At 53.8% G+C, this 16,620-nt stretch carries 16 protein-coding genes; 10 read left to right on the top strand and 6 right to left on the bottom strand.

Going from position 1 to position 16,620, the window contains the following annotated elements; translation table 11 throughout:
* The first annotated feature begins 49 nt into the window (after positions 1–49).
* The 4 genes from ftsP to GYRE_RS13010 all read left to right on the top strand — a co-directional run bounded on the left by ftsP (position 50) and on the right by GYRE_RS13010 (position 5,773).
* Entirely contained in the window at positions 50–1,462 is a 1,413-nt protein-coding gene (ftsP, locus tag GYRE_RS13025; RefSeq protein ID WP_038255801.1) for a cell division protein FtsP, read from the top strand.
* 231 nt (positions 1,463–1,693) lie between these two features.
* Positions 1,694–2,464, top strand: coding sequence for a fimbrial protein (locus tag GYRE_RS13020; RefSeq protein WP_038255799.1), 771 nt, complete (start codon positions 1,694–1,696; stop codon positions 2,462–2,464).
* A gap of 261 nt (positions 2,465–2,725) precedes the next feature.
* The gene (locus tag GYRE_RS13015; RefSeq protein WP_038255797.1) at positions 2,726–3,439 is read left to right on the top strand and encodes a fimbrial protein; all 714 of its coding nucleotides are present in this window, start codon (positions 2,726–2,728) and stop codon (positions 3,437–3,439) included.
* 159 nt (positions 3,440–3,598) lie between these two features.
* On the top strand, positions 3,599–5,773 hold the full coding sequence (locus GYRE_RS13010; protein WP_006818280.1) for a YgiQ family radical SAM protein: 2,175 nt from the start codon (positions 3,599–3,601) through the stop codon (positions 5,771–5,773).
* Between the two features lie 54 nt (positions 5,774–5,827).
* Here the strand turns inward: GYRE_RS13010 and dkgA are convergent, their stop codons facing one another.
* Both dkgA and yqhD read right to left on the bottom strand, forming a co-directional pair.
* Positions 5,828–6,655 carry a 2,5-didehydrogluconate reductase DkgA gene (dkgA, locus tag GYRE_RS13005; RefSeq protein WP_038255795.1) on the bottom strand — a complete coding sequence of 276 codons (828 nt, stop codon included), beginning with the start codon at positions 6,653–6,655 and terminating at the stop codon, positions 5,828–5,830.
* Positions 6,656–6,758: 103 nt separating this feature from the next.
* Positions 6,759–7,922 carry an alcohol dehydrogenase gene (gene yqhD, locus GYRE_RS13000; RefSeq protein ID WP_038255793.1) on the bottom strand — a complete coding sequence of 388 codons (1,164 nt, stop codon included), beginning with the start codon at positions 7,920–7,922 and terminating at the stop codon, positions 6,759–6,761.
* A gap of 195 nt (positions 7,923–8,117) precedes the next feature.
* Here yqhD and GYRE_RS12995 point away from each other — a divergent pair, with 195 nt between their 5' ends.
* Positions 8,118–9,017: an AraC family transcriptional regulator gene (locus GYRE_RS12995; protein WP_006818283.1), complete on the top strand. Its 900-nt coding sequence runs from the start codon at positions 8,118–8,120 to the stop codon at positions 9,015–9,017.
* A 29-nt stretch (positions 9,018–9,046) separates the two neighbouring features.
* Here GYRE_RS12995 and yghB read toward each other — a convergent pair whose 3' ends face one another.
* Both yghB and metC read right to left on the bottom strand, forming a co-directional pair.
* On the bottom strand, positions 9,047–9,706 hold the full coding sequence (gene yghB / locus GYRE_RS12990) for a DedA family general envelope maintenance protein YghB (RefSeq protein ID WP_006818284.1): 660 nt from the start codon (positions 9,704–9,706) through the stop codon (positions 9,047–9,049).
* A gap of 144 nt (positions 9,707–9,850) precedes the next feature.
* Positions 9,851–11,038, bottom strand: a complete 1,188-nt coding sequence (metC, locus tag GYRE_RS12985) for a cystathionine beta-lyase (protein ID WP_038255791.1) — start codon at positions 11,036–11,038, stop codon at positions 9,851–9,853.
* Positions 11,039–11,287: 249 nt separating this feature from the next.
* On the opposite strand from metC, the gene exbB reads away from it, so the two are divergent.
* Positions 11,288–12,022 (top strand): tol-pal system-associated acyl-CoA thioesterase, encoded by a 735-nt coding sequence (gene exbB / locus GYRE_RS12980; protein WP_038255789.1) that lies wholly within the window; start codon positions 11,288–11,290, stop codon positions 12,020–12,022.
* 6 nt (positions 12,023–12,028) lie between these two features.
* Positions 12,029–12,454, top strand: a complete 426-nt coding sequence (gene exbD / locus GYRE_RS12975; protein WP_006818288.1) for a TonB system transport protein ExbD — start codon at positions 12,029–12,031, stop codon at positions 12,452–12,454.
* Positions 12,455–12,498: 44 nt separating this feature from the next.
* On the opposite strand, the gene GYRE_RS12970 is transcribed toward exbD, so the two are convergent.
* Entirely contained in the window at positions 12,499–12,918 is a 420-nt protein-coding gene (locus GYRE_RS12970) for a hypothetical protein (RefSeq protein WP_006818289.1), read from the bottom strand.
* A 5-nt stretch (positions 12,919–12,923) separates the two neighbouring features.
* Positions 12,924–13,328: a hypothetical protein gene (locus tag GYRE_RS12965; protein WP_038255787.1), complete on the bottom strand. Its 405-nt coding sequence runs from the start codon at positions 13,326–13,328 to the stop codon at positions 12,924–12,926.
* A gap of 93 nt (positions 13,329–13,421) precedes the next feature.
* Here GYRE_RS12965 and GYRE_RS12960 point away from each other — a divergent pair, with 93 nt between their 5' ends.
* From GYRE_RS12960 to nhaC, 3 genes are all read left to right on the top strand, one after another.
* Positions 13,422–13,925, top strand: a complete 504-nt coding sequence (locus GYRE_RS12960; protein ID WP_038255785.1) for an ESA_00282 family adhesion-associated protein — start codon at positions 13,422–13,424, stop codon at positions 13,923–13,925.
* A gap of 90 nt (positions 13,926–14,015) precedes the next feature.
* Complete coding sequence (locus GYRE_RS12955; protein ID WP_038255783.1) at positions 14,016–15,047, top strand: LacI family DNA-binding transcriptional regulator; 1,032 nt, start codon at positions 14,016–14,018, stop codon at positions 15,045–15,047.
* A 116-nt stretch (positions 15,048–15,163) separates the two neighbouring features.
* Positions 15,164–16,615 (top strand): Na+/H+ antiporter NhaC, encoded by a 1,452-nt coding sequence (gene nhaC, locus GYRE_RS12950; RefSeq protein ID WP_006818293.1) that lies wholly within the window; start codon positions 15,164–15,166, stop codon positions 16,613–16,615.
* Positions 16,616–16,620: the final 5 nt, after the last annotated feature.

Raw genomic sequence — 16,620 nt, 5'->3', positions numbered from 1 at the left:
GCGGGAAACGAATTTCCGCCTCTTTTTGTCAGTTTTGCATGGAGTTTATATGTCACTCAGTCGGCGTCAGTTTATTCAGACATCAGGGCTTGCACTGTGTGCAAGTGCGGTGCCGCTGAGGGCAAATGCGGCCGGGCAGCAGCAGGTGCTGCCGGTCCCTCCACTGCTCGAATCCCGTCGCGGTCAGCCGCTGTTCATGACGCTGCAACGTAGCCACTGGTCGTTTACGCCGGGTACTCGTGCGCCGGTGTCAGGGATTAACGGCCGCTACCTTGGCCCGACTATCCGTGTCTGGAACGGTGACGACGTTAAACTGATTTACAGCAATCGACTCGCAGAAAACGTCGCGATGACCGTACGTGGCCTGCAGGTGCCGGGGCCGCTTATTGGCGGCGCGGCGCGTATGATGTCACCGGGTGCCGACTGGGCGCCGGTACTGCCTATCCGCCAGAGCGCGGCAACACTCTGGTATCAGGCGAATACTCCCAATCGCATGGCGCAGCAGGTCTATAACGGCGTTGCCGGGATGTGGCTGGTCGAAGATGAAGTAAGTAAGTCCTTACCTATTCCCAATCACTACGGCGTCGACGACTTCCCGGTTATTATCCAGGACAAGCGACTGGATAACTTCGGCACGCCGGAGTACAGCGAACCTGGTAGCGGTGGCTTTGTTGGCGACACGCTGCTGGTGAATGGTGTGCAGAGCCCATACGTTGAAGTCTCTCGTGGTTGGGTGCGCCTGCGTCTGCTTAATGCTTCTAACTCTCGTCGCTATCAGCTGCAAATGAGCGATGGCCGACCGCTGCACGTTATTTCCGGCGATCAGGGCTTTTTACCCACGCCGATTTCGGTGAAACAGCTGTCGCTGGCGCCGGGTGAGCGGCGTGAAATTTTGGTGGATATGACCAACGGTGACGAAGTATCGATCACCTGCGGTGAGGCGGCGGGCATCATGGACCGCATCCGTGGATTCTTTGAGCCTTCCAGCATTCTCATTTCTACGCTGGTACTGACGCTGCGCCCGACCGGGCTGCTGCCGCTGGTGACTGACAGCCTGCCGATGCGCCTTCTGCCAGCAGAAATTATGTCTGGCACGCCGATTCGTAGCCGCGACATCTCGCTTGGTGATGACCCGGGTATTAACGGTCAGCTGTGGGATCCGAAACGCATTGATATCACCGCGCAGCAGGGAACCTGGGAGCGCTGGACGGTGCGTGCTGACCGCCCGCAGTCGTTCCATATTGAAGGTGTGATGTTCCAGGTGCGTAACGTGAACGGTGCAATGCCGTTCCCGGAAGATCGCGGCTGGAAGGATACGGTATGGGTGGATGGCCAGGTTGAACTACTGGTCAACTATGTTCAGCCGTCGTGGCCGCACTTCCCGTTCCAGTACAGCAGCGGAACCCTTGAGCTCGCCGATCGCGGCTCCATCGGTCAGATTCTGGTGAACCCGGCATCGTAAAAAATACACTGGCAGGTGATGAATAAAAACCTGCCAACCTTTCTTAATATTTATTACTTCCTATTATGATAGCCTTCTATTCATTGAAGGTGATGATAAAACCATATCTACTTATTAATAGATTCAGTTATTCTAAATTGTTAGATTCTGTGTGAATTGTTAGAGTCAGGTGCTTGATGTATGGAAGATATATGCAATCTCTCTAATTAATAATCACACCTTGAGAAATCTATGAAGAAAAATAAACGTTCTATTATGTTATTGTCATCAGTATTGACAATGGCAATGCTAGCTCCACAGTTTGCACATGCGGCAAAGGAGTGTTTTTTTTATGGAACTCGCTCTGTCAAAATCAACGCTGCCACCGTCAATAATGACCTGAAAGGATTGCATATTTATAAAGCAGGTACTGAAGGTTTTATCCTGGATTATGATGTACTGACTGATGCTGCTAATCTGAAAACAAAGTGTAATGTTGGCCCGGATGGAATGAATCTCGGGGCCTGGCGTGTTGCTCCCGCTGCGTCAAAGGTATCAACAATTGAATATAATACGCAGGCGCATAACATTGCACTGTTTGCGACAAATGTACCAGGTATTTACTACTCGGTGAAGGTGCGAGCCAAACCAGATAATATTCAGGTGCTCAATCAATTTGTACCATGGTATACGGATATTCCTGGCGGGTCTTTACCTTACGAGAGTGGGTTTAAGTATCCGCTCCACTCAGGTACAAAATCGTTCCTTGATGGTGGCCGTCAACATAATATATTCATTAACTTCTATCAGGATAAATCGTTTAAAGGAACAACGGAGAAATATATAAAGCCGAAGCAAAAAAATACGCTGCTGGGTTACTTTGTTTTCGGTAACAACTCTGATGGTGATGATAATGTTTCTGTCACCATGGGCGATTTCTCTGTGCCCGTTATCCAGCCTGTTGCGGCAGGACTCGTCGTACAGCCCACCCCTGGCCTTGGTGGGGCTACATTGTCAAAATAATTGCTTATATTTTAATAAAAAAAGCCGGAAGCGAGTTGTTTCCGGCTGTATAACCCATCAGCGTAAGTCAATTCCTTTAGTAGTCGCCTCTCTAAATATAAAAGAACATCTTGATTTCATCATAATGATATTTTGTGACTGGAAATTATAATTGCAGCCAGTCAGTATTACCTCTCCATACCAGCCTCTTTCGAGGTGAAGTGGTAAACGATGATGCTCAAATTTAGTGTGAGTTTCTTAATTAACAGAAAGGTAATCATTATGGCTATGAAAAACAAAACTGCAATTGCAATTCTCACAACCGTACTGGCAGTTTCTGCAGTTGTGCCAAACCTGGCTTTTGCAGCAAAAGAGTGTTTCTTCTACGGGACGCGTTCGGTAACAATTAATTCCCTCAAACCGATTGGTAATGAAGGTGGATTACATATATTCAAACCTGGAACCGAGGGTTTTATTTTGGATTATGACGTATTGACTAATACGCCAACCCTGACGACTAAGTGCAATGTTGGTCCGGATGGGATCGGCCTGGGTGCCTGGCGCGAAGCCCCGGCGGCGTCTAAAGTTTCAACGGTTGAGTACAATACTCAAGCCCATAATATTGCACTCTTTGCTACAAATATTCCGGGTATTTATTACTCTGTAAAAATGCGCGCAAATCCTGGCAATATTAGCTCACTTGAACAATTCGTACCGTGGACAACTGATATTCCAGCAGGTTCATTGCCTTACGAAAGTGGATTTAAATTCCCACTGCATTCCGGATCGGTAGGCTTCCTTGATAGTGGTCGTCAACACAATGTGTTTATTAACTTTTATCAGGATAAAACCTTCAAAGGTACTACTGAAAAATATATTAAACCATTACAGACCAATACCCGCTTAGGCTATTTTGTTTTTGGTAACAACTCGGATGGTAATGATAATGTTTCCATCACCATGGGTGACTTTTCATTACCAATCATTCAGCCCTGAGCCTTGAGCCCGAGACTAGTGGCAAAAAAGCACCAGCCGTCGCCCGGAAGCTGGTGCTTTTTTAACCGCCAATAACGCCAAATCCCCCTTCTTTCCCCACTCGTTCCAGCGTATAATCCCCGCCTTTTGAAGTCTTTTTAACCAATCCCCGGAAGCATTATGAGCGCAATTTCCCTGATCCAACCGGATCGCGACCTTTTCTCGTGGCCCCAGTACTGGGCGGCCTGCTTTGGCCCAGCCCCGTTCCTGCCGATGTCACGTGAAGAGATGGATTTACTCGGCTGGGACAGCTGCGACATCATCCTCGTCACCGGCGACGCCTATGTCGATCACCCAAGCTTCGGGATGGCAATCTGTGGCCGTATGCTGGAGGCTCAGGGCTTCCGCGTAGGGATAATTGCCCAGCCGGACTGGAACAGCAAAGAAGACTTCATGCGTCTTGGCAAACCGAACCTGTTTTTCGGCGTGACCGCTGGCAACATGGACTCGATGATTAACCGCTACACTGCCGACCGTAAGCTGCGTCATGACGATGCCTATACGCCGGACAACGTGGCCGGGAAACGTCCTGACCGTGCGACTCTGGTTTATACCCAGCGCTGTAAAGAAGCATGGAAAGATGTGCCGGTGATCCTCGGCGGCATCGAGGCAAGCCTGCGCCGTACCGCTCATTACGACTATTGGTCAGATACCGTGCGTCGTTCGGTACTGGTAGATTCTAAAGCCGATATGCTGATTTTCGGCAACGGCGAACGTCCGCTGGTAGAGGTGGCTCACCGCCTGTCGCAGGGCGAGAAGGTCGGTGAAATCCGCGATGTGCGCAACACCGCGATTATGGTGAAAGAGGCGCTCCCGGGCTGGAGCGGGGTGGATTCCCGCATCATCGATATGCCGGGCAAAATTGACCCGATCCCGCATCCATACGGTGAAGATCTGCCGTGTGCGGATAACAAGCCGGTTGAGCCGAAAAAGCAGGAAGCAAAAGCCATTGTCGTGCAGCCGCCGCGTCCAAAACCGTGGGAGAAAACCTATGTGCTGCTGCCGTCCTTTGAGAAGGTGAAAAGCGACAAGGTGCTCTATGCGCATGCCTCACGAATTCTGCACCACGAAACCAACCCGGGCTGTGCGCGTGCCCTGATGCAAAAGCACGGCGAGCGCTATATCTGGATCAACCCGCCGGCTATCCCGCTTTCTACCGAAGAGATGGACAGCGTGTTTGCTCTGCCGTACAAGCGTGTACCGCACCCGGCGTACGGTAAGAGCCGTATTCCGGCGTATGAGATGATCCGTTTCTCAATCAACATCATGCGTGGCTGCTTCGGCGGTTGCTCATTCTGCTCGATTACGGAACACGAAGGTCGCATCATTCAGAGCCGTTCTGAAGACTCGATCATCAACGAGATCGAAGCGATCCGTGACACTGTGCCGGGTTTTACCGGTATTATTTCCGATCTCGGTGGCCCGACGGCCAACATGTATATGCTGCGCTGTAAGTCGCCGCGCGCAGAGCAAACCTGCCGCCGCCTGTCCTGCGTCTATCCGGATATTTGCCAGCACATGGACACTAACCATGAGCCGACAATCAACCTTTATCGTCGTGCGCGTGACCTGAAAGGCGTCAAGAAGATCCTGATTGCATCCGGTGTGCGTTATGACATCGCGGTAGAAGATCCTCGCTACATCAAGGAGCTGGCGACGCATCACGTGGGTGGCTATCTGAAGATTGCTCCGGAGCATACCGAGGAAGGCCCGCTGTCGAAAATGATGAAGCCGGGGATGGGCAGCTACGATCGTTTCAAAGAACTGTTCGACACCTTCTCTAAGCAGGCGGGTAAAGAGCAGTATCTGATCCCGTACTTTATCTCGGCACACCCGGGCACCCGTGATGAAGACATGGTAAACCTGGCGCTGTGGCTGAAGCAGCGTCGCTTCCGTCTGGATCAGGTACAGAACTTCTATCCGTCACCGCTGGCGAACTCGACAACCATGTATTACACCGGCAAAAACCCGCTGAGTAAGATTGGTTATAAGAGTGAAGAAGTGGTGGTGCCGAAAGGGGATAAACAGCGCCGTCTGCACAAAGCGCTGCTGCGTTACCACGATCCGGCCAACTGGCCGCTGATTCGTCAGGCGCTGGAAGCGATGGGTAAAAAGCATCTGATTGGCTCACGCCGCGACTGTCTGGTTCCGGCTCCAACCATCGAAGAGATGCGCGAAGCACGCCGCCAGAACCGCAATACCCGTCCGGCACTGACCAAGCACACGCCAATTGTGCACCAGCGTTCGAACGGTGGGGCTACTGCGAAAAAAAGCGTGAAGCGTAAGACTGGCTAACGCTGTGCCCTCATCCGGCCCTCTCTCTGTGGGAGGGCCAGGGTGAGGGGTGAACTACCCGCTAAACTGATCCGGATCGGGGCCTAAGCGTTTGCCCTGATCCAGTTTCGCTATCTCACTGACGTCGTCTTTATCCAGACGGAAATCCCAGACATCAAAGTTCTCGGCAATTCTTGCGGGGGTTACCGATTTCGGGATCACCACTAATCCACTGTCGAGATGCCAGCGAAGCACCACCTGAGCCGGGGTCTTGCCGTGCTTATCCGCCAGTTCACGAATGATTTTCTGATCGAACACCCCTGCGCCACCCTGTGCCAGCGGGCTCCAGGATTCGGTCTGAATTTTGTGCGTGGCGTTCCAGGCATGGAGGGGGCGCTGTTGCATCAGCGGGTGCAGCTCAACCTGATTAATCACCGGGGCAACACCTGTTTCATCGATCAGACGCTGCAGATGAGGGATCTGGAAGTTACATACCCCAATGCTTTTAATCAGCCCGGCTTTTTGCAGCTCAATCATTCCCTTCCAGGCATCGACATAGTGGTCAATCGCGGGAACAGGCCAGTGCATCAGGTATAAATCGATATAGTCGAGCTGGAGCTTTTCGAGGCTCTCTTCCAGGGCTTCGCGAGGACGCTTCTGATCGTCATTCCAGAGCTTGGTGGTGATGAACAGTTCATCACGAGGGATCCCGGCGCTCTTTAACGCTTTACCGACGCCGCTTTCGTTCTTGTACGCCGCTGCAGTATCAATTGAGCGGTAACCCACCTCCAGCGCTTTGTGGATCGCAGTCACGACCTCCTCGTTACCTGCCTTCCACACGCCGAGACCCAGTTGCGGCATTACGTTGCCGTCATGCAGCTTGATTAAGGTTGGATGTGTCATGCGTTCCTCCATATTTTTAAGCTCGCCGGGTCGAAACCCGACGAGACTCCAGTATTAAGCCTGGTCGAAATATGCCAAAACGAAAGGGGAAAACCGCAAATCCTTAACGAGCTGCCTCATAGATGCGGCGGCTGACATCGAGGGTAATGTCTTGTTTTTCACCGAGTTGAGTCATTCCGTGAGCTTCCAGTTTCGCCACCAGAGCCGGGATGCTGCTGCCATCGAGGCCATAGTCAGAAAGGCGAGTCGGTACACCCATCTGTTCGAAGAAGTGGCGAGTCGCGGCGATGGCGGCGTCGATACGCGCATCGTCGGAGCCTTCAGTAATGTTCCAGACACGTTCGCCGTACTGCAGCAGTTTGGCGCGTTTGGTATCGCGTTTTTCATTCCACAGCGCCGGCAGGACGATAGCCAGGGTCTGGGCATGATCCAGGCCATGCATGGCGGTCAGTTCATGGCCCAGCATGTGCGTTGCCCAGTCCTGAGGAACACCCGCGCCGATCAGGCCGTTCAGCGCCTGAGTAGCAGCCCACATCACGTTAGCACGCACGTCGTAGTTCTCCGGTTCGGCCAGCGCTTTCGGGCCTTCTTCCACCAGGGTCAGCAGAATACCCTCGGCAAAACGATCCTGAATTTTGCCGTTAACCGGCCAGGTAACATACTGCTCAACGGTGTGAACAAATGCATCAACCACGCCGTTGGCTACCTGGCGCGGCGGCAGAGTGTAGGTGTACACCGGGTCAAGAATGGCGAACACCGGCTGGACGTGGTCATTCATAAACGCCTGCTTATCGCCGGTGGTTTTACGCGAGATAACCGCACCTTTATTGGATTCAGAACCGGTAGCAGGCAGGGTCAGCACCGAGCCCATCGGAATGGCGCTTTTGATGTCGCGACCGCCGGTCTCCAGGATATGCCACGGGTCGATGTTTTCTGCATAGTGTGCGGCTGCAGCGATAAATTTGGTGCCATCCAGCACGGAGCCGCCGCCGACGGCGAGCAGGAAGGTGATGTTTTCACGACGGGCAAGCGCCACCGCGTTCATCAGCGTTTCGTACGATGGATTCGGTTCGATACCGCCAAACTCGACCACGTTCAGGCCTTTCAGGGTATTCAATACCTGATCAAGAACGCCGGTTTTTTTCACGCTGCCGCCGCCGTAGGTGACCATCACGCGAGCATCAGCCGGGATCTGGTCGCGCAGTAGGGCGATGGCGCCTTTACCAAACAGAATACGGGTTGGGGTGTGGAGATTAAAATTGTTCATTGCTCGTGCCCTTATGGAGGGTGAATAAAAATGGCGGCGGGTGGCCTGCCTGATGTGGCACATTGTGGTCTTCTGGCCCGGAGCTCTCAATGCACATTCCTGCCGTTGTCTTGCCCATTTCTACAACGAGCTGGAGAAATAGCACTATTCTGCGCACAATAAGATTGTCGAAAACCGCGAGCGGAGAACCCTTTCATGAATCGTGAAGCCATCTGTCTGCAGCTAACAGAACAGATTAAGTCACTGATAAACAATCAACAGCGCCTGAGCGAGCTGCTGCCTGACGTGCGCCTGTTGTACGGCACTCAGCCGGGTACCCGCACGCCGGTGATGTACCAACCGGGCATCGTGTTTCTCTTTTCTGGCCACAAAGTCGGTTACATCAACGAGCGTTCTTTTCGCTACGACACCAACGAATATCTGCTGCTGACCGTACCGCTGCCGTTCGAATGTGAAACCTTTGCCACGCCGGAAGTCCCGCTGGCCGGGCTACGCCTGAATGTCGATATCCTGCAGTTACAGGAGCTGCTGATGGATATTGGCGAGGATGAGCATTTTCGCCCTGCGGTGGCGGCAAGCGGCATTAATTCCGCCGTGTTGAATGAGGATATTCTCTGCGCCGCCGAGCGTTTGCTTGACGTGATGGACCGCCCGCTGGATGCCCGTATTCTCGGTAAGCAGATAATCCGCGAAATTCTCTACCACGTGCTCACCGGGCCGTGTGGCGGTGCGCTGCTGGCGCTCGTGAGCCGGCAGACTCATTTCAGCCTGATTAGCCGGGTGCTAAAACGCATTGAAAGTCAGTACACGGAAAACCTGAGCGTCGATCAACTGGCGGCAGAGGCCAACATGAGTGTCTCGGCGTTTCATCATAACTTCAAGTCAGTGACCAGTACTTCACCGTTGCAGTACCTGAAAACCTACCGCCTGCATAAGGCCAGGATGATGATGGTGCACGACGGAATGAAAGCCAGCGCGGCGGCGATGCGCGTGGGCTATGAAAGTGCTTCGCAGTTTAGCCGCGAGTTTAAGCGTTACTTTGGCATTACACCGGGGGAAGATGCGGCCCGCATTCGGATGATGCAGGGGCTGTAGCCCTCTCCCGACGGGAGAGGGAGCTGAACTCAGGCGTTGCTGTACTTTTTCTTGAGCACCACCGCGATGGCGCCAAACAGCCCGGCAACCAGCAGGAACAGCGGCAGGATCATCAGGAAGGTCATCACCTGATCTTCATGGCGTTTGACGAAGGGGATCATACTGAGCGCGTAGCCGAGGCTGGTGACCACACCGACCCACAGCAGGGCGCTCAGCCAGTTAAAGAACTGGAAGCGGCGATTCGACAGTCCTGAAATCCCGGCCATGGTAGGCAGTAGGGTGCGAACAAATGCCAGAAAGCGACCGACCAGCAGGGCCAGCAGACCGTGGCGGTCGAACATGCAGGTGGCGCGTTGATGGTATTTCGTCGGCAGCTGCGCCAGCCAGCCTTTAACGGTTTTGGTGTTCCCGAGCCAGCGGCCCTGGATATAGCTCAGCCAGCAGCCGAGGCTGGCGGCGGTCGTCAGAATAATCAGCGTCGGGACAAAACCCATCACCCCTTTGGCAATCAGAGCCCCCGCCAGCAGCAGCAGGCTGTCGCCCGGCAGAAAGGAAGCCGGAAGCAGGCCGTTCTCAAGGAACAGCGTCGCAAACATAACCAGATAAACAATACCAACGACGTGAGGATTCGCTAATGCAGCAAAGTCGTGCTGCCAGAGAGCGGCGACAATCTCTTGAATGACTACCATGGGTTTTCCTAAGGAACTACGCTTTTCGGAATATTGTACTCCTGAAATGCCCGGAACACCTTGATCCCGGGCGCACCGCCGACAGAATTTTCGTACAGTAGTGTCTGTAAATCTGTCCAGACCAGGCGGAACCTTAGCGAAACTTTACACGATGCGGGCAAACCCTGCCGCTAAATCGGCCAAAAGATCGTCAACGTTCTCTAAACCGATGTGAAGTCGGATCAGGGTGCCGCTGAAATCTACCTCACCATCGGGGCGGATCTCGGCGATATGCGCGGGCTGATTGGCCAGAATCAGTGACTCATAGCCGCCCCAGGAGTAGGCCATGCTAAAAAGTTCGAAGTGGTCTAGATAGGCGGACAGCTCCTCGTCAGTCAGCTGCTTTTTGAGAACGAACGAGAACAAGCCGCTGCTACCGGTGAAATCGCGTTTCCAGAATTCATGTCCTTTACTGCCTGCAAGGGCAGGATGATTGACCCGCTCCACCTGGGGATGAGTGGAGAGCCATTCGGCAATTTTGACGCTGCTTTCATGATGCTGACGAAGGCGGACGCCCAGGGTGCGCAGCCCGCGGCTGGTCATGTAGGCGGTATCGGCGTCCACCATTTGTCCCATCAGATAGGCATTTTCGCGCAGTTGATCCCAACAGCGGGCGTTGGCCACGGCGGTGCCAATCATGCCATCGGAGTGACCAATCAGGTACTTGGTCGCCGCCTGAATGGAGATATCGATGTCGAACTCCAGCGCTTTGAACAGCACGCCCGCGGCCCAGGTATTGTCGATCATGATAATGGCTTCAGGAGCGACGCGGCGAACCGCCTGCACGATAGCCGGAACGTCGTGCACTTCCATGGTGATGGAGCCTGGAGATTCAAGAAACACCACTTTGGTGTTGGGTTGAATCAGCGCGGCAATACCGTCGCCAATCATCGGGTCGAACCACCGGGTGGTGACACCGAGTTTTGCCAGAATTTTGCTGCAGAAGTCCTGGCTTGGCTCGTAGGCTGTGTTGGTCATCAACACCTCATCACCCTGTTCGACAAATGCCAGAATCGTATTGGCAACCGCTGCTGCTCCGCAGGGGAAGAGGGCGCAACCGGCGCCGCCTTCCAGCTCGCACATCGCGTCCTGTAATGAAAAGTGGGTGAGCGTACCGCGACGACCGTAAAACAGTTCACCTTTCGCGCGATTGCGGGTCGCCTGTTTTTTAGCAGCTACCGTGTCAAACACCAGTGATGAAGCGCGCTGGATCACACTGTTTACCGCGCCATGGGTGTATTTTTTACTGCGCCCGGCGTTGACCAGTGCGGTATCAAGGTGTTTGTCAGCCATGAGGAATTCCTGTCTTTATACGTCTGGACGTCTAAACTAACATGTTTGTTCGTCACTGTACCTGCTGCGGGTGGATAAAGCAGAAAATTTTGTCAAAAATCCCGCGTGGCACTTTTTACTGCGTAAGCGCAAAGAATTGCGGTGGGATTTGCGTCAGTATGTAAATACTAATGAGAACCACTATCAATTCGACGTTAGTTTGATATGATTAGCGCAAAGTTTTGATGATTTAAATCCTGGAGATAAAGAGTGGGTAATAATTTGATGCAGGCGGATCTCTCCGTTTGGGGTATGTATCAACATGCCGACATCGTGGTTAAGGTCGTCATGATCGGTCTGTTACTGGCCTCGGTCGTCACCTGGGCTATCTTCTTCAGTAAAAGCATTGAACTGTTGTCCCACAAGCGCCGCCTCAAGCGCGAACAGCAGCAGCTGAGCGAAGCCCGTTCTCTCGATCAGGCGAGTGAAGTGGCCGCCTCCTTCCATAATCAGAGCCTGAGTTCACAGTTGCTGAACGAAGCCCAGAACGAGCTGGAGCTCTCCGCAGGTTCGGAAGATAACGAAGGCATTAAAGAACGTACCGGTTTCCGCCTCGAGCGCCGCGTCGCCGCCGTCGGTCGCCATATGGGTCGTGGCAACGGCTACCTCGCCACCATCGGTGCGATTTCCCCGTTTGTCGGTCTGTTCGGTACCGTCTGGGGCATCATGAACAGCTTCATCGGTATCGCCCAGACGCAGACCACCAACCTCGCGGTGGTGGCTCCGGGTATCGCCGAAGCGCTGCTGGCAACCGCCATCGGCCTGTTTGCCGCCATCCCGGCGGTGGTTATCTATAACATCTTCGCCCGCATGATCGGCAGCTATAAAGCAACGCTCGGTGATGTGGCGGCTCAGGTCCTGCTGCTGCAAAGCCGTGACCTGGATTTGAACGCCAGCGGTGCTGCTCGTCCGGTTCGCACGGCTCAGAAATTACGGGTAGGTTAACGCGTTATGGCCATGCGTCTTAATGAAAATCTGGACGATAACGGTGAAATGCATGAAATCAACGTGACGCCGTTTATCGACGTCATGCTGGTGCTGCTGATTATCTTCATGGTGGCCGCTCCGCTTGCCACCGTAGACGTGAAAGTGAATCTGCCGGCGTCATCCAGCCAGCCGCAGCCGCGTCCGGAAAAACCGGTTTATCTGTCGGTGAAGGCTGATAAATCGATGTTCCTCGGCAACGATCAGGTCACGGATGCTGACATGATTAACGCGCTGAACGTGGTGACGGAAGGTAAGAAAGACACCACTATCTTCTTCCGTGCGGATAAAACCGTCGACTATGAAACGATGATGAAGGTGATGGATACGCTTCACCAGGCGGGCTATCTGAAGATTGGTCTGGTCGGTGAAGAGACCGTGAAGGCGAAGTAAGCTCTCACTCACATTATGAAAGGCTGGCCGGGTGCCAGCCTTTTTTATTTACCTGAGCTCGGCTTTTCAGTAAGCGCCACGATGTTGACGTTAGCGGTTCGCAGTTCGCCATCGGCGAGCTTGCGTGACAGACGCAGGGTTGCGGCCTCTCGTGCCACTATCTTCTGGTAGCTGGCCTCGATTTGCGCCCAGATTTTATCTTTCAGCTCTGGTTTGCGGCTGATGATTTCGTTGATCGTCGCGCCATAGATCTCTTCTTTCACCTGCCAGCCGTAGATTTCACGGCGGTGCTGCCATTTCATCTGCACCAGTGCCGCAGGAATAGACACCAGCGCCTGGGCGGTGCGTTCAATGGCTGCGTTCTTTTCATTAATCAACGCCGTCAGGTTCTTCTGCAACAGGATCTCATCGCGATTTATGTCGTCTAAAGTCAAATAGACGTTATTATCTTCAACATCCTTCATGTTTATTACTCATCTGCGATGTGATAAAAGATAGGCGTTGTTTTTTCACGGGTAATTAAATTAAGCCAAATTTTATTACCTGCCTCATTAATAAACTCTGTTTTTTCGCTAATAATTTGACTTAATTCCTGAGCGTCGAGTACACCCTGCGCCTGTAAATCATTCATGGCCCGGGCAAAGGCTTCAATTTTAATGACGCGGAACAGTCGCTCTTTTATATGGCGATCGCGTTCTTCCAGCAGCATATTGCGCGACTGCCCGTTGTGAGCCACCGTTGCCAGAATATCGTTCTCATAGCCGGCAAGCGTTCTTTTATTTTGAGTTTGGCTAGCATTTTTATCTGCTTCTCCGGATTCCTTTGCCGTTGCAGCAAGATGGAACCGTTCCGGAGTCAGCGTCTCAGGTATCATTGAGATAGTCCTTACGGATTTAATTCGTGCAGGAAGGAGGCGCGTTGACAATATCATGAGGCAATTTTAAAATCAAAAAAAATGGAGTGAACCATGAACAACGTTATTTATTTCGTGATAGCAATTTTATTGGTCACGGGCATCATTCTTTTATTGATGTCGGGCAGCAATAAAAAACAAACAATGGTGGAGGGTTTTCCCGAAGAACCACTAAATCCGCTGACTAAAGACGAAGGGGAAGATCATTTCTCGCTCCTGATGAATGCGATCACGCCGGTGTGGTACTGGCGCGTCAATCATGAGTATATCGATTTTCTCCACGCCACCGTCAAACGCATGAACATGGCGGAAATAAACACCACGCCGGGGTTATTTGAAGCGCAGCGTCGCTGCAGCGATCTCAACTCTGCCGTGTATAAATACTACGACAATATTAAGAAGCGCTGCCTGAACGGCGAAAAGGTCCCGCATACCGATCTCGATGTGCTCAACCTGCAGCAATGCTTCCGTGAGTTCAGCCTTGATGCGTGGCCTGCGCTGGTGGCGCTGGTCTGGCCGCAGTATCGTCGGCCCTATATCGATCCGCAGGAAGTGTAGCCCCCTCTCAACTCTGCACATCCACGACGCTAAGCGCCCGCCTGCGGTGGTATGCTCTCTGATGAACAGACAGTAGAGAAGGGGGAGTGGATGGCGACTATCAAGGATGTGGCAATGCTGGCGGGGGTATCCACCGCCACGGTTTCTCGCGTCATGAACCAGACGGCGTGGGTGGAGCCGGTCACCCGCGAGCGCGTCGAGAAAGCGATGCGTGACCTCAACTACCGGCGTAACGCTGCGGCTATTGCGCTGGCAAAACGCAGCGGGGATATGCTTGGCCTGTTGACCGGTAATCTGGCTGACCCTTTCTTCGCGCATCTGGCGCGCGGCGTGGAGAGCGTTGCCCGCAAGCAGCAGTATCGCCTGATGGTGTGCAGCGGCGGGCACGACGAGGCGATGGAAAAAGCCGGTCTCGATTTTCTGGTAAACCAGGGCTGCGAGGCCATTGTGGTTCACGCCAGCCGACTGTCAGAAAAAGAACTCCTGCGCTATGGTGCCCATTTTCCGGCGATGGTGATGGTGAATCGCTACATCGCCGGGATGGCGAACCGCTGTATCTGGCTGGAAAACCGCAGCGCCGCGCGGGAAGCCACCCTTCATCTGCTCGCACAGGGGCACCGCTGCATCGCCTGCGTGACCTCCGATCTCCCTATCATCGACCGTCAGGAGCGTCTTGAAGGCTACCGCCAGGCGATGGCGGAATATGGCATCACGCCGGATAAACGCTGGGTGATTAGCGTTCCCTTTAATGAAGAGGGGGGAGAGCGTGCGGCACACCTGCTGCTTAATAGCGGCATTCCCTATACCGCCGCCGTGACCTTCAACGACGTGATGGCCGCCGGGATCATGCGCGTGCTGCACCAGCAGGGCATTGGCCTGCCGCAGCAGTTGTCGATTGTCGGGTTTGATGATGTGGTGCTGGCGCGCTACCTGCATCCGGCGCTGACCACCATGCATTATCCGGTGGAGCAAATGGCACGCTGTGCGGCACAGCTGGCGATCCAGCTCCAGGAGGGAGCGACCATTCCACCGAGCGCCAACAGCTTTACGGCGGAGCTGGTTATCCGCGACTCGGTTGCCCCTGTCTCTGCGTCCATCCACCGTCAAGCGTCAAAACTGTGATCTGCTTCAGATTCGTAAATCCCATGTAATCGCTTACATGGCGGCACATTGTCGATCACAGTTGCTATCAGGCTATCAACCTACCCTTGAGCTACCTTACCGACTGGAGCTCCATTATGAGTGCATCAGAGAACAAGAAAAAAACGCTGTCATTTGGCCTGGCCCTGATCCCCATTATCGCCATGCTGCTGTTGTTGATCGTTGGCTACGGCGTCATGGGTTTACGCATTGAACCGCTGCTGCTGTGTTCTGCGGCGGTGGCAGCGGCCCTTGCCTGGTGGCAGGGATACTGCTGGGAAGACATTATCAACTCCGTGGTGGATAAGCTCGCGAAGGCGATGCCGGTTATCATGATTTTAATCTGCGTCGGCGGCCTGATTGGCACCTGGATGTTCAGCGGCACCATCCCCTACATGGTGTACTGGGGGCTGAAACTGATTAGCCCGGAATATATCCTGATTGCGGCATTCTTCCTGACGAGCGTCGTCTCCGTCTGTACCGGGACCTCCTGGGGTTCTGCCGGGACGGTGGGTGTGGCGCTGATGGGCGTGGCATCGGGTCTGGATGTCTCTCTTGCCGCAGCGGCGGGGGCGGTTGTTTCTGGTGCTTACTTCGGCGACAAAATTTCGCCGCTGTCCGATTCTACTAACTTCGCGGCCATCGTTGCCGACACCACGTTGTTTGAGCATATTCAGCACCTGATGTGGACCACCATCCCGACCTTTATTCTTGCCGCGGTGGTGTATCTGGTAGCAGGTCACAGCAGTATGATTGGCGACGTGGCAACCCCACAGCGCGTGACCGATATCGTCAACTCGCTGGAATCGCTGTATCACTTCAACATCATTCTTATTCTGCCGCCGGTCATCGTACTGTGGGGCGCCATCCGTAAAAAACCGGTTATCCCGTTGATGCTGAGCGCCTGCGTGCTGGCGCTGATTCTCGGCGTGGTGATGCAGGGGCTGAGCGTGAAGCAAGGGTTGGATGCTTTCATCGATGGCTTCAATCTCTCGATGTTCCCGCAGGGGACTGAAGGGGTGATTGCCGATGTTCCTCGCCTGCTGAACCGCGGCGGCATGTTCTCGATGATGAGTACCATCCTGCTGGTGTTCTGCGCCTTCTCGTTCGCCGGTGCGCTCACGCTTACCGGTGCGCTGACCATCATCATCAACCGCCTGCTGACGGTTATCAAAAGCGTCGGACAACTGATTGCGGCGACCGTGGCCACCACTATTCTGGTCACCGGCGCTACCAGCGACGGCAAGCTGGCGCTGCTGGTTCCCGCAGAGCTGTTCAAAGACGCCTATCGCCGCATGGGGCTGGATAACAAGAACCTGTCGCGCACCATCGAGGATGCCGGCACCGTTATCGAACCACTGCTGCCGTGGACTTCGGCCGGGGTCTATATGGCGACAACGCTTGGCGTGAGCACCCTCGACCTGCTGCCGTGGGCGGTTCAGTGCTACGCGGCTATTTTCTTCGCATTATTTTATGGTTTTACCGGGATCGGTATTGCACGCACTGCGGCTCCCACAGAGCAGGCGCAGAAGAGTGCCGTAACGGAATAAGAAGG

Source organism: Yokenella regensburgei ATCC 49455, from assembly GCF_000735455.1.
Taxonomy (GTDB): Bacteria; Pseudomonadota; Gammaproteobacteria; order Enterobacterales; family Enterobacteriaceae; genus Yokenella; species Yokenella regensburgei.
This window is presented reverse-complemented; position numbering and strand designations above follow the sequence as displayed.

Coding starts and splice junctions, on each gene's coding strand:
- ftsP (WP_038255801.1), top strand. CDS start 50: ATGTCACTCAGTCGGCGTCAGTTTATTCAGACATCAGGGCTTGCACTG.
- GYRE_RS13020 (WP_038255799.1), top strand. CDS start 1,694: ATGAAGAAAAATAAACGTTCTATTATGTTATTGTCATCAGTATTGACA.
- GYRE_RS13015 (WP_038255797.1), top strand. CDS start 2,726: ATGGCTATGAAAAACAAAACTGCAATTGCAATTCTCACAACCGTACTG.
- GYRE_RS13010 (WP_006818280.1), top strand. CDS start 3,599: ATGAGCGCAATTTCCCTGATCCAACCGGATCGCGACCTTTTCTCGTGG.
- dkgA (WP_038255795.1), bottom strand. CDS start 6,655: ATGACACATCCAACCTTAATCAAGCTGCATGACGGCAACGTAATGCCG.
- yqhD (WP_038255793.1), bottom strand. CDS start 7,922: ATGAACAATTTTAATCTCCACACCCCAACCCGTATTCTGTTTGGTAAA.
- GYRE_RS12995 (WP_006818283.1), top strand. CDS start 8,118: ATGAATCGTGAAGCCATCTGTCTGCAGCTAACAGAACAGATTAAGTCA.
- yghB (WP_006818284.1), bottom strand. CDS start 9,706: ATGGTAGTCATTCAAGAGATTGTCGCCGCTCTCTGGCAGCACGACTTT.
- metC (WP_038255791.1), bottom strand. CDS start 11,038: ATGGCTGACAAACACCTTGATACCGCACTGGTCAACGCCGGGCGCAGT.
- exbD (WP_006818288.1), top strand. CDS start 12,029: ATGGCCATGCGTCTTAATGAAAATCTGGACGATAACGGTGAAATGCAT.
- GYRE_RS12970 (WP_006818289.1), bottom strand. CDS start 12,918: ATGAAGGATGTTGAAGATAATAACGTCTATTTGACTTTAGACGACATA.
- GYRE_RS12965 (WP_038255787.1), bottom strand. CDS start 13,328: ATGATACCTGAGACGCTGACTCCGGAACGGTTCCATCTTGCTGCAACG.
- GYRE_RS12960 (WP_038255785.1), top strand. CDS start 13,422: ATGAACAACGTTATTTATTTCGTGATAGCAATTTTATTGGTCACGGGC.
- GYRE_RS12955 (WP_038255783.1), top strand. CDS start 14,016: ATGGCGACTATCAAGGATGTGGCAATGCTGGCGGGGGTATCCACCGCC.
- nhaC (WP_006818293.1), top strand. CDS start 15,164: ATGAGTGCATCAGAGAACAAGAAAAAAACGCTGTCATTTGGCCTGGCC.